The organism is Aliiruegeria sabulilitoris (assembly GCF_001558155.1).
Classification (GTDB): domain Bacteria; phylum Pseudomonadota; class Alphaproteobacteria; order Rhodobacterales; family Rhodobacteraceae; genus Tropicimonas; species Tropicimonas sabulilitoris.
Map to the genome: position 1 here is coordinate 90722 of NZ_LOAS01000007.1, position 19350 is coordinate 110071.

Here is a 19350-nt window from a genome sequence, read left to right on the forward strand (position 1 = left end):
TCGAATCTCTCCTCGGGCACCAATCAATTCAGGGTATTGATATGCGCGCATTGTGCCAAGCGGGAAGATTACCTGAGGGACGCTTATTCCTCATGTCTGTCAACGTTTTGGCTAACAGGAGCTTCTGCGCATGTCCAGTTTTGAGTGACGGAATGCCGGGTGTGCCGAAGCGCAAGACGCGTGGGGGGCGAAACAGTACCAGAGCGGTCTACTCGACAGAAAAGCCGGAGCAGGCGGGCCGCTCCGGCTTTTCCGATTTCAATCCAGCGAGGATTTGTCAGGCACGCATCGTTTTCTTTTCAAGGAAACGCTGATGCCAGGAGAGCGCCTCGCTGGGCAGCATCGGCGTGTGCAGGCCGAGTGCGTTTTTCTTGGCGCGCTCGTAATAGTCTTCGAGTTGCGGCTTGTAGTCCGGGTGAGAACAGTTGGCGATGATCAGTTCCGCACGCCTTTTCGGCGAAAGTCCACGCAGGTCGGCAAGGCCCTGTTCGGTCACGATCACCTGAACGTCCTGAGTGATGTGGTCGGCATGGCTGACATGCGGCACGATCGTCGAGATATCGCCTTTCTTGGCGATCGACGGCGACACGAAGCAGGACAGGTAGGCATTGCGGGTGAAGTCGCCCGAGCCGCCGATGCCGTTCATGATCCGCGAGCCCATGACGTGGGTCGAGTTGATGTTGCCGAAGATATCGGCCTCGATCATGCCGTTCATGGAGATCGTGCCGAGGCGGCGGATCACTTCCGGATGGTTCGAGATTTCCTGCGGGCGCAGGATGATCTTGTCGCGATAGAAGTCGAGCTTTTCCCGGAACCGGATGGCGGCCTTGTCGGACATACCGAAGGCGGTCGAGGAAGCGCAGAGCATCTTGCCGTCGTCGATCAGGTCCATCATCCCGTCCTGGATAACCTCGGTATAGGCCATCAGGTCATGGAACGGCGAATCCCGCAGGCCGGCGAGCACGGCGTTGGCGACATTGCCCACACCGGATTGCAACGGCAGCAGCCTGTTGGTCAGGCGGCCTTTCTGCACTTCCCATTTCAGGAATTCCATCAGGTGGCCGGCGATCGTCTTGGAGACATCGTCGAGTGGCGGGAAGGGGGCGTTCTTGTCGGGAAGGTCGGTCTCGATGATGCCGACCACCTTGTGCGGGTCGCAACGCAGGGTCTGTTGGCCGATCCGGTCATTGGCATGGACCATCGGAATCGGCACCCGGTTCGGAGGCAGGGCGGTGCCGTAATAGATGTCGTGCATACCCTCCATGCGCTCGTCATGCCAGGTGTTCACCTCCAGGATCACCTTGTCCGCGCAATCGATCCAGGTCTTGTTGTTGCCGATGGAGGTGGCGGGGATCAGCGAGCCGTCTTCCTTTACGCCGGTCACTTCGATCACGGCGACGTCCAGATTGCCGAAGAAGCCTTCCCAGACCATCGGGGCAACGTGGGAGAGGTGCAGATCGAAATACTCCATCTCGCCGCGGTTGATCTTCTCGCGCTCGATCGGATCGGAGTTGTAGGGCAGGCGGTATTTGATCGCGTCTGCCTTGGCGAGGGCGCCGTCGAGTTCGGGGCCGGTGGAGGCGCCGGTCCAGAGGCCGATCTTGAAGGGGTCGCCGGCTTTGTGGGCTTCCTCGATTTGCCCGGCAAGGGCCTGCGGCAGAGCCTTGGGGTAGCCGGAGCCGGTAAAGCCGCTCATGCCGACCGTGTCGCCGGACTTGATCAGTGAAGCCGCGTCATCGGCGCTCATGACCTTTGAGCGGAGGTAGGAGTTCTGGATACGATCTGTCGTGGCCACGATTGGTGTCTCCTTATTCTGATCCGTTATCGACAACGGTTTCAGCTACTTTAACGCACGACGACAGGCCTCGTCATCGGCCGGTATTCGCTCTCAAATGGTGTTTTTTCTCTGCAAACAACCGAATTGGAACGTTGTACCCGTGCCTTATGCCCAATACGACGACACGATCAATGCGACCATAAAGCGTTGTGGCGTCAAAAAGTACCCGCTTGAACGAAGTTAGTCTAAGGTATTGAAGTAGATAAAAAATACCCGTGTTGCGCATGGTGCAATGCCATATCCCAGCGACGTGGCCGTATCAGGGCTGTCTTGTCACGGAGAATTGTCGCCCGCGAAACAGGATCTTTCGTTCAAAGACGACGGTTGGTGCGCCAGGATCCCCCCCCAGAGTTACGATCATCCGCCTCCATCCGACCTTGCAGGGCGGATGGAGGCGTTCATGGCTGGGTCGCTTTCAAGGTCTCTGTTGTATAGCGAACAGTGGCATTCCGCTGTCGTCAGGCTGCATGACCAGACATGCTCTGGTTCGGGTCCGAGCCTTCGGACCATGACCAATCGTCCTCCCTGGTTCGGAAGGTTGACAAGGTCTTGCTGAGCCCTTCGGCATCCTGTTGCAGGACGGAGCTGGCGGCGGTTACCTCTTCAGAGGACGAGGCATTCGCCTGGGTGCTCGCATCGAGTGTCGTAATGGCTGTATTGATCTCGGCAATGCCCGTAGACTGTTGCTCCATGGAGGCGCTCACACTGTTCATCTGCTCGCTGACCCGGCTGGCTGCCGTCACGATGTTGTCGAGCGCCTGCTGTGTCTTGCCAACATTCTGAACACCAGCCTCCACTTTCTCCCGCGCTGTCGAAATCACTTGAGAAATGTCTGCCACGGCTTCGGTCGAGCGTTGGGCCAAGGACCGAACTTCGGAGGCCACCACGGCAAACCCTCGGCCGGCCTCACCGGCGCGGGCCGATTCCACACCGGCGTTGAGTGCCAACAGATTGATCTGGAATGAAATATCCTCGATGATACCAGCGATCGACTCCATCTTCTTGGAGGCCTCGGTGATTTCGGAAAGCGCCGTCACGGCTTCGCGGCTGACTTCGGCTCCGGCACGAGCGGCCTCGGCGGCGGACTGGGCGTCGGAACTGGCCTGCCCAATGTTTCCGGCCACCTGACAAACACCCGCGGACATCTCTTCCAACGCTGCCGATGTCTCTTCCAGAGAGGCCGCGTTCTGTTCGGAACGCCGAGACATCTGTTGGGCGGCCGATTGCAGTTCTGAGGCTTTCCCGTTCACGCTGTGGCCGCGATCGGAGAGATCCCCGATCAATCGGTTCATGGAGGCAAGCGTATGATTGACGTCGTTCTGCAGGCGGGCGAAGGCGCCCTTGAAGTCTCCCGACATGTTGCCGGTCAAGTCGCCTTCGGCCATCTTCTGTACGACGCGCGCGGTTTCCGACACGCCGGTATCGACGGTTTCAAGCAGCGTGTTGATTGCGTCGCCTAGCTTCGAGAGCGCTGCATTGGAGCTTTCCGTGGCAACGCGGGCGGTGAAGTCGCCCTCTCCGGCCAAGGCGATGACGGCCTCGACGGATTGCTGGAATGACTCGGCTTCCTCCAGTTGACGTCTCTCCTGCTCGGCACGGCGCTGCAGGGCTTCGGCCGCCTTCCGGTCGCGCTCGGCCTGTTCGGCCTGAAGCTGCTTCTCACGCTGGTCGGCGGCTTCCTTCTCGGCTTCGAGGCGTCGCGTTTCCTGGGCGTTCTCGCGGAATACTTCCAGGGCACGGGCCATTTCGCCAAGCTCGTTCTGATTGGCGGAACCTTCGATTTCGACATCCAGATTGCCATGGGCCAATTCGCTCATGGTTGCCACCGAACGTCTCAGGTTCCCGGAGAGAAGACGCCCGATGCGCCAGCCCATGACGATCGCTGCAAGCACCGAGATTGCCGCAAGGATTTCGATTGTCCGCGTTACCAGATGGACAGCTTCGCTGCCGGCAGGCCCGAGTGTATTCTGGCGATCGACCTCGATTTCGAGAAAATGCTCCAGGGCTTGCTGGATCTGGGGGCCCAGCTCGTCCATCTTGGCATTGAAATCGTTGCGTTGCTTGACCGCCTTCTCAATTCGATCCGCGCGCGTGCGCAATCCGAATATCGTTTGCTGGGCGTCCTTTGCGCGTTGTTCAAGCTGGGGCCAGGAGAGTGCTTTCATCAGGGCGCTGTTCGTCTTCAGCGCGTTATCGAAATGTTCCGTGGCTTCGACAAAGGCTTCCTGCTCGTTTTCCAGCATGTAGGTTTCGAGGTGAAGGCGCCCCTCCATGACATCGACAAGAATCGTCGTGGCGGCGGCCGTGGCCTGAGGGTCATTGAGCCGGCGGGCGTCTTCCAGGAATTCGGTAACGTCGTCGAGCGCCTTGGGGCCGATCTCGTTGATTTCCCGCATCGCGTCCAGGCGACGCTCCTGAAGAAGCGCGACGGCTTCGAAATTGCTTCGGTATGAGTCGGTTTTTTCCACGACCTCGGCGAAGAGCGCGGCCAGTTCGGGGTCGTCCGCGTGCTCTTCCATCAATTCCTGGCCGTGCTCGAGCACCTCGTTGATGATTGCAAGCATTTCGGTCTTGGTCTCTTCCTCGCCCGAAATCCTGTATTGGACGGCGGACAGGCGGACATGGACAAGATCGTCGCCGATGTCGCTCGCCGTGAGGCTATTGCTGGCGGCGTCCCGGAATTCGGTGAAAATCGTGCCGACCTTGTAGCTGAGCAGCGTCGAGATCACCGAGATCACCAGAAGCAATACCCCCACGCTGCCCATCGCGAAATTGATTTGCGTGCGGATGCTCCAGGTATTCCAGGCCAGGTTGATTTTCTTGGAAGACATCGCGAACTGTTCCGTTACTTGTGACAGGGATCCTGGCACGAGCTAGAACACACAAGTCCTAATGTTTCGGAAACCGCCGCAGGTCCCAGCCGACGAATTCTCGCCTCAACTCAGGGAAGCTGGTCGCGCAGGGCCAGCAGATCCGGTGCTTCCGGATTGCGGGCCAGCGCTGCGTCGAGCGTCTCCTGTGCGTCTTCCATCCGGCCTGAGGCGGCCTGAAGGCGGACGATCATGGACCAGGCGCTGGTCATTTGCGGGTCCAGCCGAACCGCTTCACCGAAGGATGCCAGCGCGCCTTCGAGGTTGCGCGTGGTCAGCGCGATGCCACCAAGCACAAGCTGGGTCTCCGGAAAATCGGCGGTCCCGGCGAGGGTTTGCTGCCATTCGCCCATCGCCGCCTGCATGGCCCTGGCCTGTCTGTCTGGCAGGTGGGCGATCGGTGCGGCGAGAAGCTCGCGTACGGCGGCATTGCGCACAAGGCGCGTGCCGTCCTCCAGAAGGGGCAGCAGGCGCACGGTCATGTCGGTGGGAGCGGCGGCGCGTTGAAGACCGGCCGCATTGGCGCGCACCATCGGGTCAGGATCCGACAGCAGGCCCAGCATCCGGTCGGCCAGTTCGGGCGAGCCAAGGGGCAGCAGCATCTCGAGCGCGGTGGCGCGGACAATCGCCGGCAGGTCCGACAGTGCGATTTCCGCGAGATTCTCCAACTCCGAAGCATCGCCCTTGCGGATCGCGGCGAAAGTGGTGGCGAAATGCGGGCCGCGATATTCGGAATCCGGGAAACGCTTCTCCAACTCCTGCTGTGCCCAGAACGGGCCCTCTGTTGCGTGGCAATCGGTGCAGGCATTCGGCGCGCCCGTGCTCACCGACAGGTCCGGCCGCGGCACGCGGAAGGAATGGTCGTGGCGGCCGTCCACGCCCATGTAGACGCGCTCGATCATGTGGCAGGAGACGCATTGCGCGCCCTCGCTTTCGGGTTCGTGGAAGTGGTGCTCCTCGCTGTCATACTCGGCCAGCTTCAAGCTGGGGAAATCCGGGTTGCCGGCCGGCGAATGGCACGTCAGGCAGACGCCGTTGCCTTCATTGTAATGTGTGGCGCTGTGCACGTCGTGGCAATCGGAGCACTGCACGCCGGCGGCATACATCTTCGATTGCAGGAAGGAGCCATAGACATAGACCTCATCGAGGATCTGGCCGTCGGCGTGATAGAGCGGGTCGCGCAGGGTGGAGAGGCGATAGGCGTCGTGGAAGGGCGTGCCGGGCAGGGGGGAGCCGTCCTCCAGCGGGCCGCGCCGGGAGTGGCAGGCGGCGCATTGCTGGATCTCGGTCTCGGCATCGCCGGTGGTGAAATCGGCGGAGAAGCCGGTCGGGCTCAATCCGTCCAGCGGCCATCCGGGCAGATCGCCATCGGCCTCGGCCCAGTCCAGGTGCAGGGAGCCGGGGCCGTGGCAGGCCTCGCAGCCGACGCCGATCTCGGAATAGGTGGAGTTGTAGCGCTTCTCCTGCGCATCGTAATTGCGCTGGTAATCGGTGGAATGGCACTCCGCGCAGCGGTTGTTCCAGGTCTTGTAGGGGCCTGTCCAGTGGAAGGCCTCCGAAGCCGGCAGATGCTGGTCGGGATACATGTGAAACCACTCGTTGCGCTCGGTATCCCAGGGGATGTCGAATGTCTGGAACCGTCCCGGCTCGGTCTCGACGAAATATTGCTGCAGCGGAGCGATACCGATCACGCCGGCAACGGGCCAGCGCGTCATGGCGCCGTCGGGGCCGTCGCTTTCGATGAAAAGCTGTTCCCCCTCGCGGCTGAACTGGGTGGTCACGCCGCGATGGGTGAAGCTCGCGTCGTCGAAATCGCCCAACACACCTTCACCCGTTTCCGTCCAGGCAAGATCGTGGTGGGAGCCTTGCCAGTCTTCCCATTCCGACGCGTGACATTCCGCGCAGGCGGGGCTGCCGACATATTCGGGCGGATCGGACGGCTCCTGGGCCGGCGCGGGGCCCGCGACAAGGCAGGCTACCAACAGGGCGCCGGCTGCGCTTGCGAGCCCGGAAAGGCCAGAAGCCTTTGCGGCAGAGCGGAGGGATGCGGCGGCTGACATGGGGATTCTCCTGTTGTCTCCGGCCACGCTATCCTTGCGAAGGCCGGCGAGGCCAGAGGCGAAGTTGCGAAAGGGCTGCCGTGTCGTCACGGGCAGGGGGCCTCAGTCGCTTGCGAAACGGAACAGCCCGTCGCGGTCCAGCAGCCGCAACCGGCCATAACCGAGCTCGATCGCGTCCATCTCCGAGAGCAGCCGAAGGCAACGCTGGACCGTCGGAAGCGAGACGGCGGTGTGCTCGGCCAGTTCCTCCTGCGAAAGCTCGATCCAACCGTCGGGGGGGGTGATGGACTCGGCGATATGCAGAAGACGCAGCGCTATGCGGCTGTTGGACCGCGTGACCGAGAGGTTGGCCAGCAGCCGAAGCGCGGTTTGCATGTTCGCATGGGTTAGCGCATAGAAATCGCGCATCATATCCGGATGTTGCCGCACAAGCTCCCGCAGCTTTGTACTCGGCAGGAACAACGCCTGCACCGGCCCTCGCGCCACAACGCTCACCAACCGCCGCTGGTCCGAGAACAACGCAAGGTCGCCCACCCAGAATCCCGCCTCGGCGCGATGGGGGGTCAGCATTTCCTTGTTCTCGCCCGGGATCAGGATCTGGACCACGCCGGAAACGATACCGAACAGGCCGTTTGGTGGATCGCTCAGGTTGTAAAGCGGCTGGCCGGATTCGAAACTGGCCAAACGCCCGATGTCGAACAGTGCCTCGCGCGTTGCGCTATCCCGCGCGGCCAGCCATCCACGTTCGAAAAGGACGGACCTGGCTTGGTCAAGCGGTTGAGGTTTGGCGACTTTCTTTTGGGAAACATTCATTTGATGGGATAGCCAAAATGATATCGGACTAGAAATAACGAGCAACGAGAGCTTAGAGTTGCTTTGTGCGCCTGTCGACGCCGCTGATGGGCGTGCAGTGTTTTTGTTCGAGTGGACCGGCGCGGTGATGCCCCGGTCATGCAGAGATGGTATGTTCAAAGAAGGCGGTTTGTCAGAAACCGCTGTCCAGGGAGAAATTGAATGCGATCAAGATTTTCATTACGAGCCGTGCTCGGCGCGTCGTTCATGGGGCTTGCGCTGAGCGCGACAGGCGCCTGGGCACAAGACGCCGACAAGCCCAACATCCTGGTGATCTGGGGGGATGACGTTGGCCAGTCCAACATCTCGGCCTACACAATGGGCCTGATGGGATACCGGACGCCCAATATCGACCGGATCGCCGAGGAGGGGGTCATCTTCACCGACTATTACGGTGAACAATCCTGCACCGCCGGCCGCTCCTCATTCATCATGGGGCAGTCGGTCTTCCGCACCGGGCTCTCCAAGGTCGGCCTGCCGGGCGCAAAAGAAGGCATGATGGTCGAGGATCCGACCATTGCCGGCCTGCTCAAGGCCGAAGGCTACGCTACCGGTCAGTTCGGCAAGAATCACCTCGGCGACCGCGACGAGCACCTGCCGACCAACCACGGTTTCGACGAGTTCTTCGGCAATCTCTATCACCTCAACGCCGAGGAAGAGCCGGAGAACGAGGATTACCCGGGCGAAATGGTTCTGCCCGATGGCTCCACCTTCCGCGACAAATGGGGGCCGCGCGGTGTGATCAAATCCTCCGCCGACGGGACCATCGAGGATACCGGGCCGCTGACCATCAAGCGGCAGGAAACCGTCGATGATGAAACCGTCGCCGCCGCCATTGATTTCATCCAGCGCTCGGAAGACGCCGACACGCCGTGGTTTGTCTGGTGGTCCGGCACCCGGATGCATTTCCGCACCCATGTCAGCGAAGAGCGCCGCGAGATGGCCGACGAGATCGTCGGCAAGCATGTCGACGAGTACCAAGCCGGCATGATCGAGCATGATATGCACATCGGCATTTTCCTCGACAAGCTGGACGAGCTTGGCATCGCCGACAACACCATCGTGTTCTACTCCACCGACAATGGCGTCCACATGAACACGTGGCCGGATGCAGGCATGACGCCGTTCTGGGGTGAGAAGAACACCAACTGGGAAGGCGCGTGGCGCGTTCCGTCGATGGTCCGCTGGCCTGGCAAGATCGCCGAGGGCGAGGTGATCAACGAGATCGTCCATCACATGGACTGGCTGCCGACCTTCCTGGCCGCAGCCGGCAACGAAACCATCAAGGAAGACCTGCTGGAAGGCGTCACCGTTGCCGAAGTGGGCGGCGGTCGTGACTACCGGGTGCATCTGGACGGATACAATATCCTTCCGCTGCTGACCGGAGAGGCCGAGGAGAGCCCGCGCAAGGAGATCTTCTACTTCACCGATGACGGCGACCTTGCCGCGCTGCGCTACATGGACTGGAAGATCACCTTCCTGGAGCAGAAGGCCTGGGGAACTTTCCGTGCATGGATGGAGCCGCTGACACCGCTGCGCGTTCCGCTCATCTTCAACCTGCGCCGCGATCCGTATGAGCGCGGTTACCGGACCTCCAACACCTTCTACGACTGGATGCTCGACCGCGCCTACATGCTGGTACCGGCACAGGCCTACGTGGCCAGCTTCCTTGAGACCTTCAAGGAATACCCGCCGCGTCAGGAAGCAGCCTCCTTCAGCCTTGACAAGGTGATGGAGACGCTGTCGCAGCCGGGCGGCGCCCAGTAAGCTCCGGGCATAGAAACACCGAGGAAGGCCGCCCGCTGGCGGCCTTCTTTGGAAATAAAAGATCGTGCTGAAGATTCTTTTTGAAACGACTCGATTTCACGCCAATCTTCTGACTTATGCCCGCGAGGAATTGCGCGGGATAATCAGGGAGGATTACATGACCAATCGTATCTCCGCACCATGGCGCAGCCTCGCTGCCGCCGCCGTGCTGGCGGGGCTGGGAAGCGGCGCCGCGCTGGCGCAGGACAGCGACCAGCCCAATTTTCTGATCATCTGGGGCGACGACGTCGGCTACTGGAACGTCAGCGCCTACAACCAGGGCATGATGGGCTACGAGACGCCCAATATCGACCGCATCGCCAATGAGGGCATGCTATTTACCCATGGCTATGGCGAGCAGAGCTGTACCGCCGGCCGCGCGTCCTTTGTCACCGGCCAGTCGGGTTTCCGTACCGGCCTGCTCAAGGTCGGCCTGCCGGGCGCCAAGGAAGGCATGTCCGAAAAGGATCCGACCATAGCCGAATACATGAAGTCCAAGGGCTACATGACCGGCCAATACGGCAAGAACCATCTGGGCGACCGGGACGAGCATCTGCCGACGAACCATGGTTTCGACGAGTTCTTCGGTAATCTCTATCACCTCAATGCCGAGGAGGAGCCGGAGAACGCCGACTATCCGAAGAACCCGGAATTTCGCGAGAATTTCGGCCCGCGCGGCGTGATCAAATCGTCCGCCGACGGATCGATCGAGGATACCGGCCCGCTCACGCGCAAGCGGATGGAGACGATCGACGAGGAGGTCACCGCCGGAGCGCTCGATTTCATCGACCGCGCGGTCGCGCAGGAGAAACCCTTCTTCCTTTGGTACAACACCACGCGGATGCACATCTTCACCCACCTGAAGGAAGAGAGCCAGGGCGTTACCGGTCTCGGCGTCTATCCCGATGGCATGGTCGAGCATGACAAGATGGTCGGCCAGATGCTCGACAAGCTCGACGAGCTGGGCATCGCCGACAACACCGTGGTGATGTATTCCACCGACAATGGCGCCGAGGTGTTCAGCTGGCCCGATGGCGGCACAACGCCGTTCCGGGGCGAGAAGAACGACAACTGGGAAGGCGGCTTCCGCGTTCCGATGATGATCAAGTGGCCGGGCGTCATCGAGCCGGGCCGCAAGTCCAACCAGATCATCAGCCATCTCGACTGGTTCCCCACCTTCATGTCCGCCCTCGGCGATACCGACATGAAAGAGCGGATGCTGACCGAGGCACCCTTCGGCGAGGGCAACGAGCCGGTGCATCTGGACGGATATGACTTCATGCCGTTCTTCAGGGGCGAGGCCGAGAAGGGCCCGCGCCGGGAGTTCTTCTATTTCTCCGATGGCGGCGACCTGATGAATCTGCGCTATGACCAGTGGAAGGTCGTCTTTGCCGAACAGCGCGCGCATGGTTTCGATGTCTGGCAGGAACCGCTCACTTTCCTGCGTTTGCCGAAGGTGATGAACCTCTACAGCGATCCGTTCGAGCGGGCCGATCACGAGGCGATCAACTATCCGCAATGGCGTCTGGAGCGGGCCTATCTGCTTGTACCTGCGCAGGCCTTCGTGGCGCAGTTCCTGTCGACCTTCGAGAAATTCCCGCCGCGCCAAAAGCCGGCGAGCTTCTCCATCGACCAGGTGCTGCAATCGCTGCAGACCGGCGGCACGTCGAGCAACTGATCGAAGCCAATCGGGGGCGCAGTGCCGTCGCGCCCCCTTCAAACCGCCCCAATTTCTGAACCAGCGAGTTTCCCGATGATCCGGACCCTTCTTTCCGCCACCGCCCTGAGCCTGGCCGCAACCGCCCTCTGGGCCGATCCGCTGCCCTCCTGGAACACGGGTGAGACCAAGTCCGCCATCATTTCCTTCGTCGATGCGGTCACCGATCCGGCCTCCGAAGACTATGTTACACCCGAGGACCGCATCGCCGTAATCGACAATGATGGTACACTCTGGTCTGAACAGCCCGTTTACTTCCAGCTTTTCTATTCCATCGACATGGTCAAGAAGATGGATCCGTCTGCGCTGACATCCGATGCACTCAACGCCGCCGCGGCGGAAGACATGGAAGCGCTGCTGGCGACAGGCGAGGAAGGTTTGATGGAGGTAGTCGCTGCTGCCCATACCGACATGAGCGTGGCGGAATTCAAGACCAAGGTCGCGGAATGGCTCGAGGAGGCAAGGCACCCAACTACCGGCAAACGCTACACCGACATGGTCTTTCAGCCGATGCTGGAACTTCTGACCTATCTGCGCGATGAAGGGTTTGCCACCTATATCGTTTCGGGCGGTGGGATCGATTTCGTGCGCGTCTTCTCCCAGGATGTCTACGGTGTGGACGCAAGCCAGGTCGTCGGTTCATCCCTGGTCAGCGAGTATGTCGTCAACGACGGTGTGCCTATGCTGATGAAGAAACCCGATCTGTTCTTCATCGACGACAAGGTCGGAAAACCGGTGGGGATCAACCACCACATCGGCAAGCGTCCGATCTTTGCAGCCGGCAATTCGGATGGCGATTTCGAGATGTTGGAATGGACTACCTCGGGCGACGCGCCCGGCTTTGGCCTCTATGTCCATCACACGGACGCAGAGCGCGAATGGGCCTATGATCGCGAGGGCCATATCGGCGTGCTGAACCGCGGGCTGGACGAGGGCGCCGAGCGTGGCTGGCATTTCGCCGACATGGCGAAGGACTGGGCCGTGGTTTTCCCCGCCTCGGAATGAGACCATGGCCGGCGAGTTCACATCGATCCTTCGGAGCGCGCCTCCGACGGGTGCAGCACTCCCGACCAAGACGTTTGTGACCGGGTTGTCCGGTGAGGAGAGATTTCCATGACCGCACTTGAGCAGATCACCGCGCTTCACGCGCGCATGGGCGAAAGCATCATCGGCCAGAAAGACGTGATCGAGCGGCTTGTCATCGGGCTTCTGGCCAATGGCAACCTGCTGATCGAGGGCCTGCCCGGGCTGGCCAAGACCCGTGCGGTCAAGGCAATGTCGAAAAATCTCGAAGCCGATTTCTCGCGCATCCAGTTCACGCCGGACCTGCTGCCATCGGACGTGACGGGTACGGAGGTCTATCACCAGACCGCCGAGGGCGCGCAGTTCCGTTTCGAGGCGGGTCCGATCTTTGCCAATATCGTGCTGGCCGACGAGATCAACCGGGCGCCCGCCAAGGTGCAGGCGGCGCTGCTGGAAGCGATGGAGGAGCGGCAGGTGACGGTTGCGGGCACCACGCACAAGATGCCGCCGCTCTTCATCGTCATGGCGACCCAGAACCCGATCGAGCAGGAGGGCACCTATCCGCTGCCCGAGGCGCAGATGGACCGGTTCCTGATGCATGTGCAGGTGCTCTATCCGCCGGTCGAAGACGAGGTGGAAGTGATCCGGCTGGTGCGTGGCGAGGAGCAGGACACGCATTCCGGCGGTGGTGGCGAGGCGCCGCCCGCGATCCCGCAGCAAGCCGTCTTCGACGCCCGCGCCGAGATCGGTCAGATCCATGTCGCCGATGCGATGGACCGCTACATGGCCGACCTGGTGCAGGCCAGCCGCACGCCGGGGGCGCTCTCCGAGGATCTCGCCCGCTGGATCGAGATCGGCGCTTCGCCGCGTGGCTCTCTGGCGCTGGACAAATGTTCCCGTGCCCACGCCTGGCTCAAGGGGCGCGACTACGTGGACCCGGCCGATGTGCGCGCCATCGTCCATGACGTCTTCCGCCACCGGATCGCGCTTTCCTACGAGGCGCAGGGAGATGCCGTCTCCACCGACCGGGTGATCGACGAGATCGTCAGCCTCGTCGCGCTGCCCTGAGGCGCGGGCGATGCCGGAGCCCACCACACCGCGCGACCCGCGCATCCACACCGATCTTGCCCATCTGCGCAAGCTGGCCGGTTCCGCCCGCGCGCTTTCCTTCCTGCCGCGCCAGCCCGCGCGTTCGGCGCTCAATGGCCGCCATGCCAGCCGACTGCGGGGCCGGGGGCTCAATTTCGAGGAGCTGCGCAACTACCAGGTGGGGGACGACCCGCGCACCATCGACTGGAAGGTGACCGCGCGCACCGGCGAGCCCTATGTGCGTGTCTATACCGAGGAGCGTGACCGCCCGGCGCTGCTGCTGGTCGATCAGCGCATGTCGATGTTCTATGGCAGCCAACGCAACATGAAATCGGTCACCGCCGCCGAGGCGGCCGCGCTCGCCGCCTTCCGCATCCGCGCGCAGGGGGATCGCGTCGGCGGCATCGTCTTTACCGACGACACCCTGGCCGAGCTTCGCCCCAAGGCGTCGAATGTCGCGCTGAACCGGCTGCTCACCTGCATTGCCGATGCGAATTGCGCGCTCCATGCCGAACGGGAAGTCACCCGCTCCATGCCGCTCAATCGCCCTCTGGAGGCCGCCGCGCGCATCGCCACCACCGGCAACCTGATCCTCGTCTTTTCCGATTTCGCCGAAGTGGACGACAAGACCGAGCGGCTGGTCCGGCGGCTCGCGCAGCATAATGACGTGATCCTCTTCCCGGTCTCCGACCCGTCTGGCCTCAGCTTGCCGGAGGATTTCCGCATTGTTGCCTCGGATGGCACCTTGCAGGTCGAGCTTGATGCGCGTGAGGCCGAGACGATGCGACGGGTCGAGGAGGTCGTAGGCTCCCGCATCGCGCGCGCCATTGGCTGGACGCGGAAATACGGCGTGCCGGTGCTGCCGCTCTCGGCCGGGCGCGAGACGCTGCCGCAGCTGATGGAGCTGATGGGCCTGCGGGGAGGGCGCTGATGGCGGACCTTCCCGAGACGGACGGCAAGAACCTCGTCGAGATGCTCGACATGCTCAAGCCGATCCCGGAACCCGAGCCGATCTCGATGATCCCGGCCACGACGGGCTGGATCTGGCTCGGCCTCGCGGTGATCGGCCTGCTGTGCTTTGTCGGCTACCGCGCGTGGCGGTATTGGAACGCGAATGCCTATCGCCGCGCCGCACTGGCCGAACTGGAACGGGCGGGCGACAAGCCGGAGACTATTGCCGCCATCCTGCGACGTGCCGCGCTCGTGGCTTATCCGCGTGCAGATGTGGCCAGCCTGACCGGACCGGATTGGTGCGCCTTTCTCGACCAGAGCTACGGCGGGGACGGGTTCTCGGGTGACCTTGGCGCCGCGCTCACCCGCGCCCCGTGGCGGGAGGTGCCGGCGGATCCGGCCGTGACCGCACTGGTACGGCGCTGGCTCAAGAGCCATAAACCGGCGGGGCGCGTGAAATGACGCTGTCACTGGCCTTCCCCTGGGCGCTCCTGCTGCTGCCTGTGCCGCTGCTGGTCTGGCGTTTCGCACCGCCGCATCGGGACCGCACACGCGCGCTGCGCATTCCTTTCTTCCGCCAGATCACGGAGGCCGCCGGGCTGGAGCCACGCCCCGGTTCCGTCATCCTGCAACGCCGAAAGGTACAGATGCTCGCCGCTATCCTGTGCTGGCTTTTGCTTGTGCTGGGCCTCGCGCGGCCGGAACTGCTTGGCCAGAAGGTGGTGGTAGAAAAGGCCGCGCGCGACATGGTGCTGGCGGTGGATATTTCCGGCTCGATGGATGCGCGCGATATGCAAAACGCGGCGGGCGAGCGCCAGCAGCGCCTGCAATTGGTCAAGGACGTCGTGGGCGGATTCATCGAGGCACGCGACGGCGACCGCATCGCGCTCATCGTCTTCGGCACCCGCGCCTTCGTGCAGACGCCGTTCACCGAGGATCTCGACTCCGTGCGCGAATTGCTCGACAGCACGCAGGTCGGCATGGCCGGGCCGGATACCGCGATTGGCGACGCTATTGGGCTGGCCATTCGCACATTCGAGACCTCGGAGGTGGAGCAACGCCTGCTGGTGCTGCTCTCCGATGGCGCGGACACGTCGAGCCGCATGTCTCCCGTCAACGCCGCCGAGATCGCCGCGCAGGAAGGTGTCACGATCTACACCATCGGCGTGGGCGACCCGAAGGGGTCTGGCGATGACAAGGTCGATCTCAAGGCGCTCGAAGACATCGCGGACCGCGCGGGTGGCCAGTTTTACTATGCAACCGATGGCGAGGGCTTGCAGGCGATCTATGCCGAGATCGAGCGGCTCAATCCGCGCATCACCGAATCCGTCAGCTTCCAGCCAAAACAGCCGCTGGCCTGGATTCCCTTCGCGCTGGCCGTGCTGATCATAGTTCTGGCGAGTGGCTGGATGCAGGCGACAAGCCGCAGGGGGACGGCATGATGGGCGGCTTCCTCGACGCGCTCGGTGCATTCCACCTGCTCAGACCGTGGGCTTTGCTGGCGCTGCTCCCGCTGGCCTTGCTGTGGTGGCGCATCCGGGCCGTGCGCGGCGATGACGGCAAACCTGCCACCGGCATCGCGCCGCATCTGGCCGAAGCCCTGACAGTCGGGCAGGGGGGCGAGCGCCGCCTGCAGCCGATCGACCTCGTGATGATAGCGTCCATCCTGCTCGTTCTCGCCGCGTCCGGGCCGACATGGAGCCGCGTGCCCAACCCGCTGCTGGCGCAGAGCGCGCCGCTCGTGGTGGCGTTGGAGGTCTCCGAGAGCATGGAGGCGCCGGATCTGCCACCGAACCGGCTTGACCGGGCGAAGTTCAAGATCCTTGATCTGGTCGAGGACCGCGCCGGCGCGCGCACCGCGCTCATCGCCTATGCCGGCACCGCCCATCGCGTCGCCCCGTTGACCGAGGATCCGAACATCCTGCGCTCCATGCTGGAAGCGCTCACGCCCGAAGTGATGCCGCAGACAGGCGACAATGCCACCGCCGCGCTGGAACTGGCAAAGGAAGAACTGGCGAAATCGGAGACGCCCGGTGCGATCCTCTTCGTGCTGGACGCGTTGAACCAGTCCGATGCGGCGGCGTTTGCCGATCTGGGCGAGATCCCGGTGATCTTCCTCCTTGGCGCCCCCGAAGGCAGCCCGCGCGAGGCGCTGGATGCGCTGCCCGGCGCGCAGGTGATCCAGCTCACGGCGGACGATACCGACATCCGCGCCATCGACCGCGCCGCCGCCTCGGCCTATCGCGCCGCACTTCTGGGCGATGAACGGCTCGACTGGGATGATCGTGGCTGGCTGCTCGGCTGGTTCGCCCTGCCGCTTCTGCTGCTGTGGTTCCGCCGTGGCTGGACGATGCGATGGGCCGCCCTGCTGGCACTTGGACTGAGCTCTGGCGCGCCGGACGCGGCACGGGCGGATGTGGCGGACTGGTTCTTCACGCCCGATCAGCAAGGGATGCGCGCCTATCGGCAAAAGGACTTTGCCCGCGCCGCAGAGCATTTCCAGGACCCGATGTGGCGCGGCCTCGCGCTGTTCCGCTCGGGGCAGTACCCGGATGCGGCGGACCTCTATTCCCGGCTGGACACGCCCGAGGCCGCCTTTGGCGAGGGCATGGCGCGGACGCGCAACCGCGAATACCGCCCCGCCATCGCGGCCTATGAAAAGGCGCTTGAATTGCAGCCGGATTTCCCGGAGGCGGAATGGAACCTGGAAGTCACCAAGGCGATCCTGACCTATGTCGAGGACGCGCGCGAGGCGGGCGATACTGGCGAGGAGCGGGGGATCGGGGCCGACGATGTCGTCTTTGACAACGAGGCGGAGCGGGGTGCGGAGACGCAGAAAGACTATTCCGAGCAGGAAGAAGGCCAGGGTTTCCAGACCGCCGAGCAATGGATGCGCTCGGTCGATACCGATATGGGGGATTTCCTGCGCACGCGCTTCCTGCAGGAGAACGCGAGCGGGGGGCAGCCATGAGAGTGGTCGTCCTCGCTCTGAGCCTTCTGCTGTTCCCTCTCGGTCTCCTTGCCCAGACAGAGAACGCGGACACGCAATCGGCGGTCGAGCCGCTCGTCCGGGTCTCGCTGGAACCGGAAACGGGCGTGGTGGGCCAGCCGCTGGTGCTGCGCATCTCGATCCTGGTGCCGACCTGGATGCCGCAGCCGCCCGCCTTCCCGAGCATGGAGGCGCCCAATGTCATTGTCCGCTTGCCCGAACGCGCGTCAGGACCGATCAGCGAGCGGGTCGATGGCGAGACATGGTCCGGCGTCAGCCGCGCCTATCGGCTCTACCCGATGCTGGCGGGCGAGGTGAGCCTGCCAGCACAGAACATCACCGTGACCTATGCCGACCCCGATACCACCCAGCCCGTGACGTACGAGGCGCCGCTGGAGCCGATCCGCTTTCAGGTGCGCGTGCCGGAGGGCGCGGAGGGTCTGGACCCGCTGATCCTGGCCAGTGGCTTCACGCTGGAGCAGAGCATCGAGGGCGCGGATGGTCCGCTGGGGCAGGGAGAGGCGGCAACCCGCACCGTTACCGCCCGGATAGAGGGCACCTCGCCGCTGTTCATTCCGCCCCTGTTACCGGGCGTGCAGACCGATGCAGTCAAAGCCTATCCCAAGGATCCGGTCGTGCAGGAGAAGGAGGAGCGCGGCGTGCTTTCCGGCAGCCGGACCGAACTGGAAACCTATGTCGCGCAATATGGCGGGGTGGTGGAACTTCCGGCGATCTCCATCGACTGGTTCAATACCGAGAGCGGCAAGGTGGAAACCGCGCGCCTCGAAGGGGCGCGGCTGGAGGTGGACGCGCCCTCGGCACCGGTTCAGCCGAAGATCAGCCCGCGACAGGTCGCAATGCTGGTGGGGGCAGGGCTGTTGCTCGGGCTGCTGCTGTGGGCCGGCAACCGTTGGCTCCTGCCGCCGCTGAAGAGCCGTCAAGCCGAACGCCGTGCAGCGCGGCTGGCCAGCGAGAGGTTTGCCGCCCATGAAGTGGAGAAGGCCATAGCGCAAAAGGACCTGTCGGGCGTTGTAACGGCGCTGGCGCTCTGGTCGCAGCGCTGCCCGGGCGACGAGGATGCGCTGGAACCCGCGCTGGCCGCGATTGGTGCCGAACGTTTCGGGCGAGGCGGTGGTGCGGCCGGGCAGGGGGCGTGGCAGGTGTTTCGAAGCGCCTTTCAGGCGGAACGCAAGCGCCGCTTGCAGAGCGCGGGAGGGCGTGGTGCGCTGCCGCCCCTGAACCCGACCTGAGAGAAATGGGCACTGACGCGCGCTGCGGCGCTCTTTCGCATGGCGTCGCGCGCGAGCTTGGCCATTCTCGGGCAGGGCAAAGAGAAAGGGATACGACGTGACCGACAAGACGGAAATCCGCGACGGAGAGCGGCTGCTCGACTTCGATCCCGCCCAGCGCACGGAGGCGGGCGTTGCCTTCATCGGCCATATCCGCAGCCCCTGGACGGCCCGGGCGGAGTGCCCCCGCAACATCTCCACCGCCCGCGAGGACGGGCGCGGCGCGCGTATCGTGTTGCGGGAGGGTTATGCGGAGGGGCTGGCCGGGCTGGAGGCCGGGCGGCACCTGATGGTGCTCTACTGGATGGACCGGGCGCGGCGCGACCTGATCGTGCAGAACCCGCGCCACACCGAGGCTCCGCGCGGCACCTTCGCCCTGCGTTCGCCCAACCGGCCAAACCCAATCGCCATGTCGGCCGTGACCATCCGTTCCATCGATCTGGCGTCCGGAGAGATCGAGATCGACGCCATCGATTGCCTCGACGGGACCCCGGTTGTGGACCTCAAGCCCTGGCTGCCAGGCATCGATATCCCGGCAGGCGTTTCGGTGCGCGAAGAGGCGTGACGGGCCGGCGCATGATTCGCGCAACCTCGGCAACGCGAGGCGGCTTTGCCGGTACAATCTCACCCCGGACCCGGAAATTGGTGCCTGAACGATAACGATCCATTAACCGTTTTGACGAAACCCATTCGATTTGTGGCGAGATCTGGGCGTTGACGTGACGTCTTCTTGATTGTCGCCGAACTTGAAACGATGCCGTCAATATATGGTAGCGGAACCACAGGTTTGCTGGGGGTGCAGGGCCGAAATGTGTCAAAAACATGGTTTAGGGGTCTCGGAAAGCCGCGAAACAGGAAACAATAGGG

General features: G+C 63.1%; 14 protein-coding genes. 10 read left to right on the top strand and 4 right to left on the bottom strand.

The window, feature by feature from the left end:
- Window positions 1-277: 277 nt before the first annotated feature.
- The 4 genes from scpC to AX756_RS06645 form a co-directional block, all read right to left on the bottom strand.
- Window positions 278-1795 (bottom strand): succinyl-CoA:acetate CoA-transferase ScpC, encoded by a 1518-nt coding sequence (gene scpC / locus AX756_RS06630; RefSeq protein WP_197431063.1) that lies wholly within the window; start codon window positions 1793-1795, stop codon window positions 278-280.
- Window positions 1796-2295: 500 nt separating this feature from the next.
- A complete protein-coding gene (locus AX756_RS06635) occupies window positions 2296-4668 on the bottom strand; it encodes a methyl-accepting chemotaxis protein (RefSeq protein WP_068309674.1) in 2373 nt (790 codons plus the stop codon).
- 110 nt (window positions 4669-4778) lie between these two features.
- Window positions 4779-6767, bottom strand: coding sequence for a multiheme c-type cytochrome (locus AX756_RS06640; RefSeq protein WP_082738977.1), 1989 nt, complete (start codon window positions 6765-6767; stop codon window positions 4779-4781).
- 102 nt (window positions 6768-6869) lie between these two features.
- The gene (locus AX756_RS06645) at window positions 6870-7580 is read right to left on the bottom strand and encodes a Crp/Fnr family transcriptional regulator (protein ID WP_068309675.1); all 711 of its coding nucleotides are present in this window, start codon (window positions 7578-7580) and stop codon (window positions 6870-6872) included.
- A 246-nt stretch (window positions 7581-7826) separates the two neighbouring features.
- Here AX756_RS06645 and AX756_RS06650 point away from each other — a divergent pair, with 246 nt between their 5' ends.
- The 10 genes from AX756_RS06650 to tsaA all read left to right on the top strand — a co-directional run bounded on the left by AX756_RS06650 (window position 7827) and on the right by tsaA (window position 19048).
- Window positions 7827-9386: an arylsulfatase gene (locus tag AX756_RS06650; protein ID WP_068309848.1), complete on the top strand. Its 1560-nt coding sequence runs from the start codon at window positions 7827-7829 to the stop codon at window positions 9384-9386.
- 157 nt (window positions 9387-9543) lie between these two features.
- Window positions 9544-11103, top strand: a complete 1560-nt coding sequence (locus AX756_RS06655; protein WP_068309849.1) for an arylsulfatase — start codon at window positions 9544-9546, stop codon at window positions 11101-11103.
- Window positions 11104-11181: 78 nt separating this feature from the next.
- On the top strand, window positions 11182-12147 hold the full coding sequence (locus AX756_RS06660) for an HAD family hydrolase (RefSeq protein ID WP_068309850.1): 966 nt from the start codon (window positions 11182-11184) through the stop codon (window positions 12145-12147).
- Between the two features lie 108 nt (window positions 12148-12255).
- A complete protein-coding gene (locus tag AX756_RS06665; protein ID WP_068309676.1) occupies window positions 12256-13233 on the top strand; it encodes an AAA family ATPase in 978 nt (325 codons plus the stop codon).
- A gap of 10 nt (window positions 13234-13243) precedes the next feature.
- On the top strand, window positions 13244-14185 hold the full coding sequence (locus AX756_RS06670; RefSeq protein WP_068309677.1) for a DUF58 domain-containing protein: 942 nt from the start codon (window positions 13244-13246) through the stop codon (window positions 14183-14185).
- Window positions 14185-14667: a DUF4381 domain-containing protein gene (locus AX756_RS06675; protein WP_068309678.1), complete on the top strand. Its 483-nt coding sequence runs from the start codon at window positions 14185-14187 to the stop codon at window positions 14665-14667. The genes AX756_RS06670 and AX756_RS06675 overlap by 1 nt, the downstream gene beginning before the upstream one ends.
- A complete protein-coding gene (locus AX756_RS06680; protein WP_068309679.1) occupies window positions 14664-15647 on the top strand; it encodes a VWA domain-containing protein in 984 nt (327 codons plus the stop codon). Before AX756_RS06675 ends, AX756_RS06680 begins: the two co-directional genes overlap by 4 nt.
- The gene (locus AX756_RS06685; RefSeq protein ID WP_231700998.1) at window positions 15644-17176 is read left to right on the top strand and encodes a VWA domain-containing protein; all 1533 of its coding nucleotides are present in this window, start codon (window positions 15644-15646) and stop codon (window positions 17174-17176) included. Before AX756_RS06680 ends, AX756_RS06685 begins: the two co-directional genes overlap by 4 nt.
- A complete protein-coding gene (locus AX756_RS06690) occupies window positions 17173-18444 on the top strand; it encodes a BatD family protein (protein WP_163887128.1) in 1272 nt (423 codons plus the stop codon). Before AX756_RS06685 ends, AX756_RS06690 begins: the two co-directional genes overlap by 4 nt.
- Window positions 18445-18541: 97 nt before the next feature.
- Complete coding sequence (tsaA, locus tag AX756_RS06695) at window positions 18542-19048, top strand: tRNA (N6-threonylcarbamoyladenosine(37)-N6)-methyltransferase TrmO (protein WP_068309681.1); 507 nt, start codon at window positions 18542-18544, stop codon at window positions 19046-19048.
- The last annotated feature ends 302 nt before the right edge of the window (window positions 19049-19350 follow it).